This is a genomic window from Terrimonas pollutisoli, from assembly GCF_029360765.1.
In the GTDB taxonomy this organism is placed as follows: domain Bacteria; phylum Bacteroidota; class Bacteroidia; order Chitinophagales; family Chitinophagaceae; genus Terrimonas_B; species Terrimonas_B pollutisoli.
The window spans coordinates 134,230-147,940 of sequence record NZ_JARKNA010000003.1 but is presented as its reverse complement, the minus strand read 5'-3'; the positions used below and the strand labels follow the sequence as shown (position 1 = coordinate 147,940).

Annotated in this window: 18 protein-coding genes; 10 read left to right on the top strand and 8 right to left on the bottom strand. The window is 41.0% G+C overall.

Features of this window, described 5'->3' with window-relative positions; translation table 11 throughout:
- Positions 1 to 99: 99 nt before the first annotated feature.
- The 4 genes from P2W73_RS07200 (at position 100) to P2W73_RS07185 (ending at position 3,360) form a co-directional block, all read left to right on the top strand.
- Entirely contained in the window at positions 100 to 972 is an 873-nt protein-coding gene (locus tag P2W73_RS07200; protein WP_276501328.1) for an SDR family oxidoreductase, read from the top strand.
- A gap of 25 nt (positions 973 to 997) precedes the next feature.
- Positions 998 to 1,582: a YceI family protein gene (locus P2W73_RS07195; protein WP_276501327.1), complete on the top strand. Its 585-nt coding sequence runs from the start codon at positions 998 to 1,000 to the stop codon at positions 1,580 to 1,582.
- Positions 1,583 to 1,593: 11 nt separating this feature from the next.
- Positions 1,594 to 2,130 (top strand): YceI family protein, encoded by a 537-nt coding sequence (locus tag P2W73_RS07190; protein ID WP_276501326.1) that lies wholly within the window; start codon positions 1,594 to 1,596, stop codon positions 2,128 to 2,130.
- A 1,002-nt stretch (positions 2,131 to 3,132) separates the two neighbouring features.
- The gene (locus tag P2W73_RS07185) at positions 3,133 to 3,360 is read left to right on the top strand and encodes a hypothetical protein (RefSeq protein ID WP_276501325.1); all 228 of its coding nucleotides are present in this window, start codon (positions 3,133 to 3,135) and stop codon (positions 3,358 to 3,360) included.
- 51 nt (positions 3,361 to 3,411) lie between these two features.
- On the opposite strand, the gene P2W73_RS07180 is transcribed toward P2W73_RS07185, so the two are convergent.
- Positions 3,412 to 3,654: a hypothetical protein gene (locus P2W73_RS07180; RefSeq protein WP_276501324.1), complete on the bottom strand. Its 243-nt coding sequence runs from the start codon at positions 3,652 to 3,654 to the stop codon at positions 3,412 to 3,414.
- On the opposite strand from P2W73_RS07180, the gene P2W73_RS07175 reads away from it, so the two are divergent.
- From P2W73_RS07175 to P2W73_RS07165, 3 genes are all read left to right on the top strand, one after another.
- Entirely contained in the window at positions 3,648 to 4,460 is an 813-nt protein-coding gene (locus tag P2W73_RS07175; protein ID WP_276501323.1) for a response regulator transcription factor, read from the top strand. The two genes, P2W73_RS07180 and P2W73_RS07175, sit on opposite strands and share 7 nt — an antisense overlap.
- 68 nt (positions 4,461 to 4,528) lie before the next feature.
- Positions 4,529 to 5,302 carry an isocitrate lyase/PEP mutase family protein gene (locus P2W73_RS07170; RefSeq protein ID WP_276501322.1) on the top strand — a complete coding sequence of 258 codons (774 nt, stop codon included), beginning with the start codon at positions 4,529 to 4,531 and terminating at the stop codon, positions 5,300 to 5,302.
- A gap of 19 nt (positions 5,303 to 5,321) precedes the next feature.
- On the top strand, positions 5,322 to 6,281 hold the full coding sequence (locus P2W73_RS07165; protein ID WP_276501321.1) for a quinone oxidoreductase family protein: 960 nt from the start codon (positions 5,322 to 5,324) through the stop codon (positions 6,279 to 6,281).
- A gap of 66 nt (positions 6,282 to 6,347) precedes the next feature.
- Here P2W73_RS07165 and P2W73_RS07160 read toward each other — a convergent pair whose 3' ends face one another.
- The 3 genes from P2W73_RS07160 to P2W73_RS07150 form a co-directional block, all read right to left on the bottom strand.
- Positions 6,348 to 6,968 (bottom strand): DUF4202 domain-containing protein, encoded by a 621-nt coding sequence (locus P2W73_RS07160; RefSeq protein ID WP_276501320.1) that lies wholly within the window; start codon positions 6,966 to 6,968, stop codon positions 6,348 to 6,350.
- 274 nt (positions 6,969 to 7,242) lie between these two features.
- Positions 7,243 to 7,524 (bottom strand): alpha/beta fold hydrolase, encoded by a 282-nt coding sequence (locus tag P2W73_RS07155; RefSeq protein ID WP_276501319.1) that lies wholly within the window; start codon positions 7,522 to 7,524, stop codon positions 7,243 to 7,245.
- 165 nt (positions 7,525 to 7,689) lie between these two features.
- A complete protein-coding gene (locus P2W73_RS07150; RefSeq protein ID WP_276501318.1) occupies positions 7,690 to 7,971 on the bottom strand; it encodes a hypothetical protein in 282 nt (93 codons plus the stop codon).
- Positions 7,972 to 8,330: 359 nt separating this feature from the next.
- Between P2W73_RS07150 and P2W73_RS07145 the strand changes: the two genes are divergently transcribed.
- Positions 8,331 to 8,810, top strand: coding sequence for a hypothetical protein (locus P2W73_RS07145; RefSeq protein ID WP_276501317.1), 480 nt, complete (start codon positions 8,331 to 8,333; stop codon positions 8,808 to 8,810).
- Positions 8,811 to 8,891: 81 nt separating this feature from the next.
- Here P2W73_RS07145 and P2W73_RS07140 read toward each other — a convergent pair whose 3' ends face one another.
- The 4 genes from P2W73_RS07140 to P2W73_RS07125 form a co-directional block, all read right to left on the bottom strand.
- Complete coding sequence (locus tag P2W73_RS07140) at positions 8,892 to 9,392, bottom strand: DinB family protein (protein WP_276501316.1); 501 nt, start codon at positions 9,390 to 9,392, stop codon at positions 8,892 to 8,894.
- A gap of 302 nt (positions 9,393 to 9,694) precedes the next feature.
- Positions 9,695 to 10,123, bottom strand: a complete 429-nt coding sequence (locus P2W73_RS07135; RefSeq protein ID WP_276501315.1) for a hypothetical protein — start codon at positions 10,121 to 10,123, stop codon at positions 9,695 to 9,697.
- A gap of 387 nt (positions 10,124 to 10,510) precedes the next feature.
- The gene (locus P2W73_RS07130; protein ID WP_276501314.1) at positions 10,511 to 11,095 is read right to left on the bottom strand and encodes a PhnA domain-containing protein; all 585 of its coding nucleotides are present in this window, start codon (positions 11,093 to 11,095) and stop codon (positions 10,511 to 10,513) included.
- Between the two features lie 226 nt (positions 11,096 to 11,321).
- Complete coding sequence (locus P2W73_RS07125) at positions 11,322 to 11,699, bottom strand: cupredoxin domain-containing protein (protein ID WP_276501313.1); 378 nt, start codon at positions 11,697 to 11,699, stop codon at positions 11,322 to 11,324.
- A 250-nt stretch (positions 11,700 to 11,949) separates the two neighbouring features.
- On the opposite strand from P2W73_RS07125, the gene P2W73_RS07120 reads away from it, so the two are divergent.
- A complete protein-coding gene (locus P2W73_RS07120; RefSeq protein WP_276501312.1) occupies positions 11,950 to 12,801 on the top strand; it encodes a ParA family protein in 852 nt (283 codons plus the stop codon).
- Positions 12,802 to 13,005: 204 nt separating this feature from the next.
- A complete protein-coding gene (locus P2W73_RS07115) occupies positions 13,006 to 13,581 on the top strand; it encodes a hypothetical protein (RefSeq protein ID WP_276501311.1) in 576 nt (191 codons plus the stop codon).
- Positions 13,582 to 13,711 lie beyond the last annotated feature (130 nt).

The following is a 13,711-nucleotide window of genomic DNA, read 5'->3' as shown; positions in this document are numbered from 1 at the left end:
AGAGTATAGCGCTATACTTGAGTATAGTAGTTACTGATGTATAGCGAAGGTAGGTAATTTTGTGTGTCCAATATTATTACACACATAAAAACTACAAGAATGATTCTCGTAACAGGAGCCACCGGGCATTTAGGAAAAGCCGTGATCAACTTTTTATTACAAAAAGGCATCAGGGCGAATAAGATCATCGCACTTGTAAGAGATGAAGCGAAAGCTGCAGACCTGGAAGAAAAAGGTGTCATACTGCGCAAAGGCAATTACCATGATTATGCATCACTGGCACAGGCATTTAAAGGAGTTGAAAAACTTTTGCTTGTCTCTTCCGGCGATTTCAATGATCGTTCTCAACAACATATCAATGCAGTGAATGCGGCTAAAGAGGCAGGTGTTAAACATATACTTTATACAAGCTTCCATGGCAGGGAAGATAAACCATCGTCTATTCCTTTTGTAGTGCAAAGCCATCTCGATACTGAAGCAGCCATAAAAAAATCAGGCATCCCTTATACTATCCTTCGTAATTCAATATATGCCGATATGCTTCCGATGTTTCTTGGGCCAAAAGTAACAGAGACGGGTGTGTTCATTCCTGCAGGAAATGGTAAAATACCTTTTGCTTCGCGACTCGATATGGCAGAAGCAGCTGCAGTTGTATTAAGCACTTCCGGTCATGAGAACAAAATATATCCCATTGCATCATCAACAGCTTATTCATTTGCAGATATAGCAACCACACTTTCTGAACTGGCTGGAAAAACTATTCCTTATATAGATGCAGATCCTCTGCAATACAAAGAAGCATTAGCACAGGCTGGCGTGCCGCAGGAATATATTGGTTTCATGGGGGGCTTTGCTGAAGCTTTCAAACAGGATGAATTCAATGCTGCCAGCAATGATCTTGAAACATTACTCGGAAGAAAACCCTCTTCACTTAAAGAATTTTTAAAAACAGCTTATTTCAACAATAATTAATTAAAACAAACAAAACACACACCTGATGAAAAAAATTATTTTTCTCTCTGTTGCAGCAGCATTTCTGCTTCTTGTTTCATTTACCGTTGTAAACAATATTACCTGGTCCGTTGACGGCGCCCATTCAAGATTGGGTTTTACCGTTAATCATCTCGGCATTGCCGATATAAACGGAAGTTTCGGTGCTTTTGAAACAAAGATCAGTACAACAAAACCTGATTTCTCCGATGCAGTAGTAGAGCTGAGCGGCGACGTTAGCAGCATCAGCACCGGCATAACTATGAGAGACGATCATTTAAAAAAAGCTGACTTCTTTGATGCAGAAAAATATCCAAAATTTAGCTTTAAAAGCAACTCATTTAAAAAAGGTGCTGGCAAAAATTATATCGTAACAGGCGATCTGACGCTGCATGGCGTTACCAAACCGGTTACATTAAATGCGGTGCTGAACGGAACCGCTACACATCCGATGACGAAAAAAGAAATGAGCGGATTTAAAGTAACCGGTAAGATCAAACGTTCCGACTTTGGGGTAGGCTCCGGTTTTCCCGCTCCCATGCTAAGCGATGAAATAAACATCATAGCTGATCTCGAATTCAGCAAAGAATAAAAAGTGTGAAGATGAAAAGAATAGCATTAGTGATGGCAGCACTATCCTTATCGGGGATAGTGTTTGCCTTTTTAGGCATCACCCCATGGAAGGTTGACAAAGATTATAGCATCCGCTTTTCCAGCAAAGACGTAACGGGTGTTTTTGAAAAATTCAATGCAACAATTGTCTTTGATGAAACTAAACTACAGGCTTCCTATTTTAATCTATTGATTGATGCTGCTTCGGTCAATACCGGCATCGATCTGCAAACCGAAGATGTCAGAAGCCATGAATGGTTTGATGTGGCAAAATACCCGGAAATAAAATTCACTTCTTCAAAAATAGATACGGCAGGTACAACTTATATTGTAACAGGAACTATGGAACTGCATGGTATCAAAAAGGAGGTCAACATTCCTTTTTCATTTGCAAAAAATGGCGACGATAAAGGATTTTTTTCATCCAGCTTTATCATCAACCGCAACGATTATAAAGTAGGCCCGCCAGGTGGCGGCATAGCAGAAGAGATCAAAGTGGAGGTAAGGGTGCCGGTGCTAAAGAAATAGGTTGGCTGGTGGTTTTAGGGGGGTACAGTGGTTCACAACCGCAGCACCCCTTTTTTATTTTTCAAGATCCGGTGAGTCTTCATCATCCGCATCCATCTGCATCTGATATTCCGGTTCTCCTTTGCAGGCGTGGCTTACCGCATAGGGCAGTTTCTCTCCATGGGCAGAAACAACATCAATAATTGACAAAGCTTTGACAGAGCAGGATCAAAGCGGATTTGAACGCCAAAATAAAATTATAATCTTTAATCAACTGAATAACAATATTGAAAAAGGAAATTATAAAACTGCTATTGGTACATTGGGCTTTTGAATAAATCCTCCTCCCCTGTTGGTCTTCCAAAAAATAATAGCCGAACGTCGAAGTTGGTATACTGAGCCTGCCTATCTGCAGCTAACCCTTACCCAAATCTCTCCGATATTTTTTTCGTTTTAATAGGCCGGTATAGGAAATATTCCAGCGCCTTGTTTTTCGCCGGTCTGCCGGCCACCAAATTTCAAAAGCCTGCAAGCGAAAAACACAGCGCCTCAAGCGGCTGCTCATGGGACGCAACGGAGTCTTGTTTCTGTAGATTTTTCAATTTTCATGTTGTTCTCATCGGCCAATTCTGCAGAGGAACTTTTCACATAAGGAAATGTACCGCATAGAATTGGCCTTGAATTTTCTTTGTTACTTTCTTTTTTTTAAGAAAAAGAAAGTAAACGGAGTCTGCTTATTCGAAAGAAATAATAGAAAAACAGGTACAATATTATTATAATGAACATGGATAAAAATTTGGGTAAGGATTAGCTATCTGCAGACAGGCATGTCAAAGTATCGCCAAACGGCCAACCTAAAGTTCTACACCTTCTAACAATAACCATGGAGTGATCTTTTACTCTTCACCCGGAGTGAACCACAGATTGGTGGTTGGGGAAAGAAATAACATCGCGGTATAAATAAAGAATCCGTTATGCATACGGAAGAAATTATTTTATCTTCATTCTTAAATAACATTCCTTATGCGGACTTTCCTCGTAAACTTTACATACACTTCGGGCGGCCAATCTTATAATGCTGACTTTGTTTTATTCAAGCAAAAAACATTTCCGACTTCGCATGAGGTCTATCAACACATTAAATCAACGGCAGTTGAGAAGGGGCTACATGTTCACGGGTCCATTTTATGGACAGGAATCATTGAATTACACAAAAGCGACGAGCAGGAATTTCTTTTTAAAGAAGAATAATTTTTTTGGCCTGGTTAGTCTTCCATAAAAATGAAGATCGCCTTCTCCTATTCATAAGGGATGCCTCACCGCATAGCCGTGGCGGGGTCTCGCCGTATTACGAAAAAATAATCCGCCATTTGCTGAATGCTGCGTCCTACCAGCCACATTTTTCGTCCTGCCGGGATCTTCCTCAATCCGCCAGCAAAATTTGTCTCCTGGCTTACACAACAGTTCCGATTTATACAATCGCTGTTTTTGAAATTCTATATTTTTGTCTTTACCTACGTACTTAATAAAAAAAGGTAATGGCATACAAAGAATTTATACCGGGTGATGCATTAAAGCAATATGTTAAATGCTATTACATTTTTGAATCGGATTCCAGTGCGGTATTTGAGGATAAGGCTTTTGCCACCGGTTGTATGGAGATCATGTTCAACCTGGGAACAGGCAGGTGGCAAACGGCTTCAGGCGGTGATTTTAAGACTACTCCCCACATTGAATTATGGGGACAGATCATCCAGCCATTAACCTTCCGGTCGCTTGGGAAAAACACTATGCTTGGCATAAGATTTTATCCGCATACGGCTTCTACTTTCTTAAATACAGATGTCAGCCTGTTGAATAACCAGGTTACAGACCTCATGGATGTAGCAGGCAAACAGGTGCATACCCTTCATTCAAGATTGCTGGATATAACATCCATGCATGAACGCATTAAACTCGTTGAAGAATTTTTACTGAACCGGCTTTCGCTTCTTGAAAAAAAACTGGACAAAATTATTTTGGTAAACAACGTAATGAAGGAACTGAAACGTGAAGACTTCTTTAATAATATCGGGAATGTGGCATCACGATATGGCGTTTCATCCCGTTATCTTCAAAAAATATTTTTACAATACACAGGTCTTACCCCAAAATTATACAGTAAAATAAACCGTTTCCAGAACAGCCTTCAACTCGTTGCAAACGGAAACTTATCTCTTACTTCCATTGCTTATGAATGCGACTATTTTGACCAGTCTCATTTTATAAGAGAATTCAAATCCTTTACCGGCCTCACACCCTCTGCCTTTAATCCTGAAAGTTCATCTGCTATACTTATTTCACCAAATTAGCAGACTGTTCCGTTTTATACAATTTTCATTGTTGCTATAAGCTCAACTTTGTGTAAAAATTAAAAATCATGACATCAAATTTTGAAGTATTTAAAGCCCTGCACCATGATGAAAATTTATTTATTCTGCCAAACGCCTGGGATGCAAAAAGCGCCTCGGTCTTCCAGGAAAATAAATTTCCGGCCATAGCCACATCCAGTGCAGCGGTGGCTGCAAGCCTGGGTTATGCAGACGGAGAAAACATGCCATTCACCGAATATCTTTTTGTCGTTAAGCGGATCCTTGCGACTGTAAAGGTTCCATTAACTGTTGATATGGAAATGGGCTATGGAAAAACGAAAGAAGAAATTATGGAAAACCTAAAGAAATTGGTTGCCCTCGGTGTTGCGGGAATCAATATCGAAGATTCAACCATCCATAATTCAGAAAGAACGTTAAAAGATGCAAACGAATTCGCAAAAACTATTGAATACCTGAGAAGCAAACTACAATCCGAAAAATTGGCTCTGTTTATCAATCTCCGGTGCGATACTTATCTCCTTGATGTAAAGGATAAGCAGAAAGAAACCACGAAACGGCTGAAAATATATGAATCAACCGGAGCCGATGGAATTTTTCTGCCTTGCATCAGTAATGAAGATGATATTGCCAAAGCGGTTGACAATACAAAGCTACCCGTTAATGTCATGTGCATACCAGGTCTTCCCGGCTTTGATAAACTGAATAAATTGGGTGTGAAAAGGGTAAGCATGGGACCATTCCTGTTCAACAGTGTTTATAAAAAAGCGGCAGAGCTTTCACAAAAGATTGTTGAAGCCGGAGATTTTTCGCCTCTATTTTAATCATTTTTAAGAGATAAATATGAAAGCATTGACCTTTTCGTCCTTTGGCAAGCCAGATGTATTGGAATATACTGAAGTAAATAATCCTGTTTTGAAGCAGGATGAAATATTAGTGGCGATGAAAGCCATCGGCCTGAACTATGCTGATATGATGCGAAGAAGTGGCGTTTACCAATTAAAAGGAAATGCACCTTATATAAATGGATACGAAGGCGCCGGCATCGTTGTTGACAATAATAATCACAAAGAGATTAAGATTGGCGACAGAATTGGATTTGCCGATGTACCATTTGCCAATGCAGAGCTGGTAGCAGTACCGGCATCACATGCTATTCCTTTACCTGATGCCATTGATTTTGAAACAGCCGCGGCTGTTTTATTGCAGGGTTTATCGGCACATTTTTTAACGACAGACTGTCATCAGACAAAGGCTGGAGAAATAGTGGTCATACATGCGGCTGCCGGAGGTGTGGGCCAGATAATGATCCAGATCTGCAAAACACTTGGAGCCAAGGTGATTGGCCTTGTTTCTTCTGAAAGCAAAAGACAGTTAACACTATCAAAAGGAGCCGATGCAGTTTTTTTATATAATGAAAACTGGAAAGAAAAAGTACTTGCACTTTATCCATTGGGTGTAGATGCCGTGTTTGACAGCATAGGCAATACAATGGAAGAAAGCCTTCATGTAACAAAAGTAAGAGGACAAGTAGTTTTTTTTGGCATGGCAGGGGGCGAATTCAAATTGGGCAATCCGCTTTACCTGATAGGCACATCCAAAACTATTACCGGTGGCGACTTATGGGATTATCTTACTTCAAAGGAAGAGAGGCTTAAACGTGCCGGGCAACTTTTCAAATGGATCATGAATAAGGACATTCAAATTTCTGAACCTGTAAAATTTAAATTATCCGATGGAAAGGCTGCTCATGAGTTTATGGAAAGTCGTAAAAGCACAGGAAAAATATTATTGATACCATAACTCCCAGATTTCTGTACAGAAGAAACCTGTATCCAATTTGGTCAAAGATTGCTACCATCACTTTTTTTATGGGGAATTGTTCGGTCCGGCGGCATTATCACCAAGAGCCATCGTCAGCAACGCTTTTCCTTTCTCCCCGAAATCCAGTGATAAGGCTGCATCTTTACCTGGTCCGGTCATTTTTCTCCATGTTTTCTGTAAAATTCTGATCACCATCTGGTCATCATGCTTTGTAATAAAATCTTCGTATTGAAACTGAAGAAATACCAAACACAACGCATTTTCCATTACCTGCACTACTTCATCCGTCCGAAGGTCTTCTTTAAGCAGAATGTGCTGTACTGCATTTATTTCTTCTTCAGGGTAGCCGGCCTCCGACAATAATCTTCCGGCTGTATCCGCATGGAATTTCGCAAGGTCGTTCCGCCATTTGTAATAACCCGCTTTTCCTGAAGGGTATTGATTTCTCGGAATTTTCCACCTTCCAATATGCTGACATCTTGATGCCAGCAGCAAATCCTCGCCGGCCTGTGGCGCCAGCTTTTTTACCCATCCATACAATTGGATTGCATAAAAGTATTCAGCAGGATATGCAATACCATCCCATGTTATAATATTCGGATCCTGTTTATTATAAGCATCAAACAGTTCAAATGCCTTTTCAGTTCTTTCTGTGCTTTTATCCATATCTTTTTTATTCTTATAGCTTTATCAAAAATAAAAAATACACAGCGTGCATAAGAAGAAAATATTCAACATTTAACCCGGAATAAATAGGCGGGTAGTTTCATCATCAGAAAACCCTTCCAACTTAATTTATAAAGTATTGAATAAACAGCGATGCAAAATCCGATAGCATCAGGTCTTTGTTCAAACTTTGGCTAAAGGGATTTGGCACAGGCACAGGATAGAAAGTGAGATAAAACGGCCGGCTCAGATCCTGCGAATACATACGCCTTAATCAGGGTTTAATTGTTTCCGGCAATATTTTATCAATGATAATATCCTGGAACAAGGCGGGATCTGTTTCAGGCAATGTATGACCGCTGCCGGCAAGCAGGTACATATCCTTTTTGGGCGCTGATACTTTACTAAAATACTCCTGTGTAATGGAATAATTGATTTGATAATCTTTTTCGCCTGCAAAAAAATAGACAGGGCAATTAATTGTTGGCAGGCTTTTAAAAAGATTTACAGCGCAGGATTCAGACCATACATTGAACCAGGTAACTCCCCATGCCATTACAAAGCTTTTGGGAAAAGTAAGGCTTACCAATTTTTGTCCGTAAATCAGAAAGATACCTGGCTGATAACCACAAATAAAACGTGATGGACATCCAACGGGGAATATCGGCGTACACATTATAGTCATCAATAAAAACACCCCAGGGCTTTGGGTTGGGCCTGATCACTCCTGCATAACCCCTGCAAAAAAAATGATACCTGTTAATGAAGGAACAAGGTCAATGATGGTGGGCAGGAAATGACGCCGGTGTTTTTTTGTCATTTTAAATTCCGGGTCAAGCGAAGACCGGATGTAAAAATATACCAGCGGACCCATCGGCATAACGATCACCATTGGGATCAATGCACTAAGGGTAGAAGTTAATCCATTCAGGTTAGTGACCCCAATCTCATTCAGGTACAGATTCAGGCTCGCAAGAGACATCAGGAAGATCAGCTTAGCCAATAAACGATCGGGAAGTTTGTTTGTGTTTGAATAAAAGAGCAGGCAACAAACAATAAAACCCTGCAGGGTTCCAAGCAGTATGATTGAATTAAAAAAGCCGGGGAGAGAACATGAAAGAACGCTTTGACTCTTGTAAATTAATAATCCCCGGCGAATGCCTGTAAAAAGGGAAGTTAATTTTTCTTCACATTGAGTTTCTTATTCCTGGGGGTCTGTGCGAAACGTGGACTCGACTGTGGTGCCAGGGTAGGTATTCCAGGCACCAATTAAATGAACTTTATTAACGCTCACAAAAAAAGAAGATAATATGGCACTCATTCAAAAGCCCTTACTTTTGCCTCTCATCATAAGCAAAGCGTATGCGTCCTGTACTTATCCTTCTGCTTATTTTAACAGCCTGTGCTGACAAAAGCAGTAAGCAAACCTCATCAACAGCTGACACAACCCAGGTAATCGAATTAGCCTTAAAAACAGTACTCGTTGAACCTTTTCCCGAGATGGATGGCATCAAGAGGAAAAGCAGCTTTAATGATTCAATCTTTCTAACGACAACTTTGTTCCCTCTATCCAAGCTTCCATCTGCTGTAGATAGCTTCCGGTTTAAGATACTTCCGGATTCCACCATATGCTCTTTCATAAAAACCGACACGGTTGCCGAACTGCCAAACTACCTGCGGCTTCAATCCTTTGAAAAAACGGATACCGGTTATTTTGTTCAATTCGAAAGTATGGATTGCATTCCCTCGCCTTCGCGGGATGGCTCTGTAAGTTTGCACCTGTTGAAAACGAAAGATAAATATGTGTTTAGACACAAACAAGACAACAAAGAATCTCACTAAGAAATCAAAATCTTAATGGCAGATGCAATTGGGACGGTCAATAACAATATCCAACCAGGGTGTTCTGTTAAGCAAACTTTATCAGAACGTCCCCTCATCTGCTGATGGCCCATAAATAGACGGTACAGGAATATCATTCAACCGCATATAAACTGTAAGCTGACCGCGATGGTGCACCCAGTGATTGATCGAGGAACCAATGGATTCTTTTTTAGAAGTTGACATCAGTTGTTGCCCGTTGTTTTGTAAGACAAATTGATCTTCCAGTTTATCATCTGTTATTTGTTGCAAGGCCTGCACAGCGCTTTTGAAACTATCTTCATAATGTTTCAGTAGCGCCTCCCCTGTGGATAATTGGAATCGTTTGTACGTCGCGAAGTCTATTACTCCTTCTTTAATTATATGCACGATCCACAAAGGTATTTCTGCCACCAGCAGTGCCAGGTAGCCTAGTTCCATCGATTTGGGATGTGGCTTGAAATGATAGATACTCTCCGGTATTTTTTCCAGGCACTTTTTTGTGGCGGTGTACTCTGCCTGTAATTCGCGGGCATATAAATTAGCCAGGAAATTATTCTCCATAAAGTTTTTTTGGGTCTTGTTCCAAAGATGATGCCTGATCCGTGTAAAGAGTCAGAAGAATTTCGGTGGGATGTATTTTGTCTGGAAGACCGGCGATCAACGAGAATGGAACTATTACATGAATGGCGGGAGAAGGAAGAACGATAGTTTTTCTCACACGATGAATCTCTATTTGTCGTCCCAACTCTTTCTTGTAAGCTATTCTACGTTTTGTGACGACAACAAATCTTATAAACTGTCCCGCATACCATCAACATAATAATATGCAGGACAGTGTCTTTTAGTTTAAACACAGCTGCAGATCACGCAACAACCTCTACCGCATATTTTTCCAATACTGTATTTGTTGTAGCGATTACCTGCATGGTCCCGTTGGAGCTAAGCACCACATTTTTCAATGTATATAATCCTGCTTCATAGCTGGCAGGAACTGTCATGCCTTCTACCTTGACATCTGCCGGCAAACTACCACCGTCACCGGCTGCTATTTTTTCAATAACCTCAATGGTCTTCATCGGGCAGAAATACATCACCATCTTACCGGGATGACTTTCAAGGCGTACAGGTGAAATGTTTGCCGTTACTGTTTCAGCATGCGTCATTTTTTCTTCCTCCATCTTACGTCTCAGGACATGTGGTTGTGAAAAAGCGCTGGTTGTAATGGGCTTGGATGTTGTGGACTCAGGTGAACGCAACCCTGTTCCGGAGCCGAAGCCAAATAATGTTTTCATTGTTGAAGTTTTTTAAATTTTCAATAATTGTTGAGAACCCCGGTTAATCATACATATCCGGTCAATAAACTTCGTTGAATTATTCTGTTCTGTTAAGGCAACCAGTAAAACCTATGAATCACTATTACCGTTTTATTCCTTCTTCTTTGCGTAGCTATTGTTGCCTTATTGGTTTTGTGAGTGGCCACTCCGGAAGAACCAAAATAAAGGAATGAAAGCTTTATACTATAATTGACGATAAAAAACGCCGGATTGCTGCCCCAAGTTATAAAAAAATGGTTAAACTTTTTATTTAAAGTAGAAACAAAAAAAGTGCCGGCGCTTTCTTGCACCGGCAATTATTTTTAAGTAATTTAATAATCAATATTAGCGGGCTATAGCGCCTTTTTAATTACTTTGTTTCCTTACATATTTCGTAAGTATTACAATCAGCTGTCCCTCGATCTTGCCTTCTATTTGTTCAGTATTATCTTCCACGATCCGGATATTTTTTACCACGGTTCCCATTTTTGCATTCAGCGTAGAACCTTTTACATCCAGTGATTTGGTCAATACAACGGAGTCGCCGTTTTGCAAAACCTGGCCGTTGCAATCTTTATGCAGGTCGACGCTTGCATCGTTCTCATGATCGCCACTGGCCTTGGCCCAGGCCAGGCGTTCATCATCCAGGTATAGCATATCCAGGTTATCCATCGCCCAGCTTTCATGCCGCAAGCGGTTGAGCATGCGCCATGATACCACTTGTATCCCCGGTACCTCACTCCACATGGTTTCGGATAACCCATTCCAGTGGCTGCTGTCCAATTCGGCTTTTTTATCGATCTGCAGCCGGCAATCATTACAGATCATGATACAATTATCTTCATTTCTCCCTGTTTGCGGCAATACTTCGTATAGTTGAATGTTGTCCGCTGATTTACACAGCTCACACTTTTCTTCACTGCGTTGCAGCAATATTTCTTCCAGCTTCATATTACAGTTTTTAATGGGCGGCAAAGGTAGGTAAACCAGGTATTTCTACCTCAGGGACTTCCACTTTGGAACTAAATGGTCCACCCTCGTCATATTCAAAAAAACAGCATACGAAGCCGGTATTTTCTTTGCCTTAAATCTCAACATCAGTAAGGCATAAAAAGCCCGATAATAAGTACAATTATCTGCACTTTCTCAGTGTGGCCTCTATTTTATGGAATAACTTTCAGTTCTCCTGACTCGCCGTGTTTATCACAACGATACCGGAAATGACCCAGGTTGTATGCCGTATACCTATACTCACCACCTGCTGGCAGATCCGCAATAAAGGCCCCGAAAAATCTGTACAAATTATGCTATGCGGAATGGTATCGGTATTGTGCCATGTCACCATCTGCCCTTTCTGAACAGCCATTGAATCCGGTGCGAACCCGTGACCCATGATGTAAATAGTATTGGAAAAACTTCCGCCGCATCCGAGACAACCACCCTGACCAAAATCAGGTCCCGTGTCAAAATCGGGTGAACAAGCTGAGAAAAGAAGAAGAGAAAAAACCAGCAACCCACAACCCGCTTTGTCAATTAAACGATTAATCTTTTTCATCGATTGCTGTATTGAATTCCTGATTACAACCATCGATATTTAGACGGGATACGTGTGTGCAAGGGAAACAGTTATTGGGGCCCTGATATTGGGTGATTGAAATCTTTGAAAGCAAATCTTGTACTTTCTCACGAACCCTTCCGATAGGCCGAAGTTTTTTTACGTATCATAATTACCAAATCAACCCAAAACTGAACAAGAATTAACGGATTGTTTTTGGATATTTCGTTTTCGGCATTACATTCAGGTGTTGAAAAAAATCGCCGTATACAATATCAAGGGAGGCGTTGGAAAAACCACCACATCCGTAAACCTGGCCTGCTTCCTGGCTAAGAGTGGTTTGAGTGTTTTACTTTGGGACCTCGATCCGCAGGGTGGCAGCAGTTTCTTCTTCAACCGGCAAAATCACAACAATAATACCCATAGCCGCTTATTCGACCGGTATATCACCATCTACGATGTTATTCATTCCACCGAAAGTTACCAGATTGATGTCATCAGTAACGATGCCCTGTTCTCCGACCAGTTTATGAACCATGCTTCCCGGATGACCACAGTAAATTTTGGCAACAACGAACTCATCCGGATTACGCTGAAAGAAGTGGAGGATGATTATGATGTTTGCATTTTGGATTGCTCGCCCGGCCGCTTTTTGTTGCACAACAATATTTTTCATGCCGCAGACCTCATACTGAATCCCAATGTACCGGCACCGCTTTCTATTTATTGCAACAACCTGCTGATGGATTATTTTCAGCAAGATGATTTGCTGGCAAAGAAGGTCCTGAGCTTTTATAATATGGTCCAGGTGCACAAGGTGCTGCACAAACAATACCTTGACAATCGTAAAGATGCATCCTGGATGCTTGAGAGCTTCATACCCTTTTATACCGATATCGAACTGATCGGTCTTACCAAGGAATCTTTGTTTCACCAGGAAAAAGAATGCCGGGCCAACAGCTATTATCTCAACTTATGGATGGAAATATGCCAGCGAATGCAATGGCAAAAATTGAATGATCTGAAAGGGTTGCTAGTGGACATGCGCAAAGATGAACCGACCGATGACTTTGCTTCGGTTCTGCAAGCGACAGGTAAATAAAAATCGGGGCTGCTTTTTTAGCAGCCGCCTTTCCCCGCTATTGCAGCCTACAATTTATGTTGGGTCTCAAAAATTCTTCCTACCTTTTATTATCCTTTGGCAGCACCCACACCCCCTGGAAATAATGGAACAGCAGAGGTCTCTTATTCTGTCTCTTGTAAACATTTCTCCAGGTATCTCATCATTAACTCAATACTTTACAACATGAAAAAAGCATTTTTATGCGTTATGGTTGCCTTTGTATTTATATCGTGCAATAATAACCCAAAAACAACCGAAACAACTACTACCGCCGACAGTAAAGAAAAAACTGATACCGCAGCCATATCGGCGCCGGCCATGAACCTGCCTTACACGGCGCAATATTCCTCGCAGTTTAGTATAGGTGATCCAAAAATCACTGAAAAAATTCTTATCCTTTTTAAACAATGGGATGACAACAAGCTAGCCGATGGCAAGTCACTCTTTGCCGACAGCGTTCATTTTTATGCCAACAATTGGGAATTTCACGGAACCAGGGACAGTTTTTTTGCGGTATCACAAAAACAAAGAGATAACTACAAGGAAATTAAAACCGTTGTGCATGCCTGGGTACCCATGCACAGCATTGATAAAAACGAAGACTGGGCCCTGATATGGAGCACAGCTTATCTCACTGACAAGAAGGGGAAGCTGGATTCCACACATTTCCAGGATACCTGGCGCCTGAATAAGAATGGACAGTTTGATATGATGTATGATTATGAAGCGAAAACGCCAAAACGGCCAGCTAAAAAATAACCTTGTGTAATGGCTTAAATAATGCGGTCGTCTCAAAAGGATGACCTTTTTTCACATTTATAGATAACTCATAGGATGATGGGCTTACCCAAAAGCACGGGCACCATAAAGGGCCATCGGGTTTAAATAC

Coding starts and splice junctions, on each gene's coding strand:
- P2W73_RS07140 (WP_276501316.1), bottom strand. CDS start 9,392: ATGGAGAATAATTTCCTGGCTAATTTATATGCCCGCGAATTACAGGCA.
- P2W73_RS07175 (WP_276501323.1), top strand. CDS start 3,648: ATGGCATACAAAGAATTTATACCGGGTGATGCATTAAAGCAATATGTT.
- P2W73_RS07135 (WP_276501315.1), bottom strand. CDS start 10,123: ATGAAAACATTATTTGGCTTCGGCTCCGGAACAGGGTTGCGTTCACCT.
- P2W73_RS07180 (WP_276501324.1), bottom strand. CDS start 3,654: ATGCCATTACCTTTTTTTATTAAGTACGTAGGTAAAGACAAAAATATA.
- P2W73_RS07165 (WP_276501321.1), top strand. CDS start 5,322: ATGAAAGCATTGACCTTTTCGTCCTTTGGCAAGCCAGATGTATTGGAA.
- P2W73_RS07195 (WP_276501327.1), top strand. CDS start 998: ATGAAAAAAATTATTTTTCTCTCTGTTGCAGCAGCATTTCTGCTTCTT.
- P2W73_RS07145 (WP_276501317.1), top strand. CDS start 8,331: ATGCGTCCTGTACTTATCCTTCTGCTTATTTTAACAGCCTGTGCTGAC.
- P2W73_RS07130 (WP_276501314.1), bottom strand. CDS start 11,095: ATGAAGCTGGAAGAAATATTGCTGCAACGCAGTGAAGAAAAGTGTGAG.
- P2W73_RS07185 (WP_276501325.1), top strand. CDS start 3,133: ATGCGGACTTTCCTCGTAAACTTTACATACACTTCGGGCGGCCAATCT.
- P2W73_RS07115 (WP_276501311.1), top strand. CDS start 13,006: ATGAAAAAAGCATTTTTATGCGTTATGGTTGCCTTTGTATTTATATCG.
- P2W73_RS07160 (WP_276501320.1), bottom strand. CDS start 6,968: ATGGATAAAAGCACAGAAAGAACTGAAAAGGCATTTGAACTGTTTGAT.
- P2W73_RS07200 (WP_276501328.1), top strand. CDS start 100: ATGATTCTCGTAACAGGAGCCACCGGGCATTTAGGAAAAGCCGTGATC.
- P2W73_RS07190 (WP_276501326.1), top strand. CDS start 1,594: ATGAAAAGAATAGCATTAGTGATGGCAGCACTATCCTTATCGGGGATA.
- P2W73_RS07155 (WP_276501319.1), bottom strand. CDS start 7,524: ATGGCATGGGGAGTTACCTGGTTCAATGTATGGTCTGAATCCTGCGCT.
- P2W73_RS07170 (WP_276501322.1), top strand. CDS start 4,529: ATGACATCAAATTTTGAAGTATTTAAAGCCCTGCACCATGATGAAAAT.
- P2W73_RS07125 (WP_276501313.1), bottom strand. CDS start 11,699: ATGAAAAAGATTAATCGTTTAATTGACAAAGCGGGTTGTGGGTTGCTG.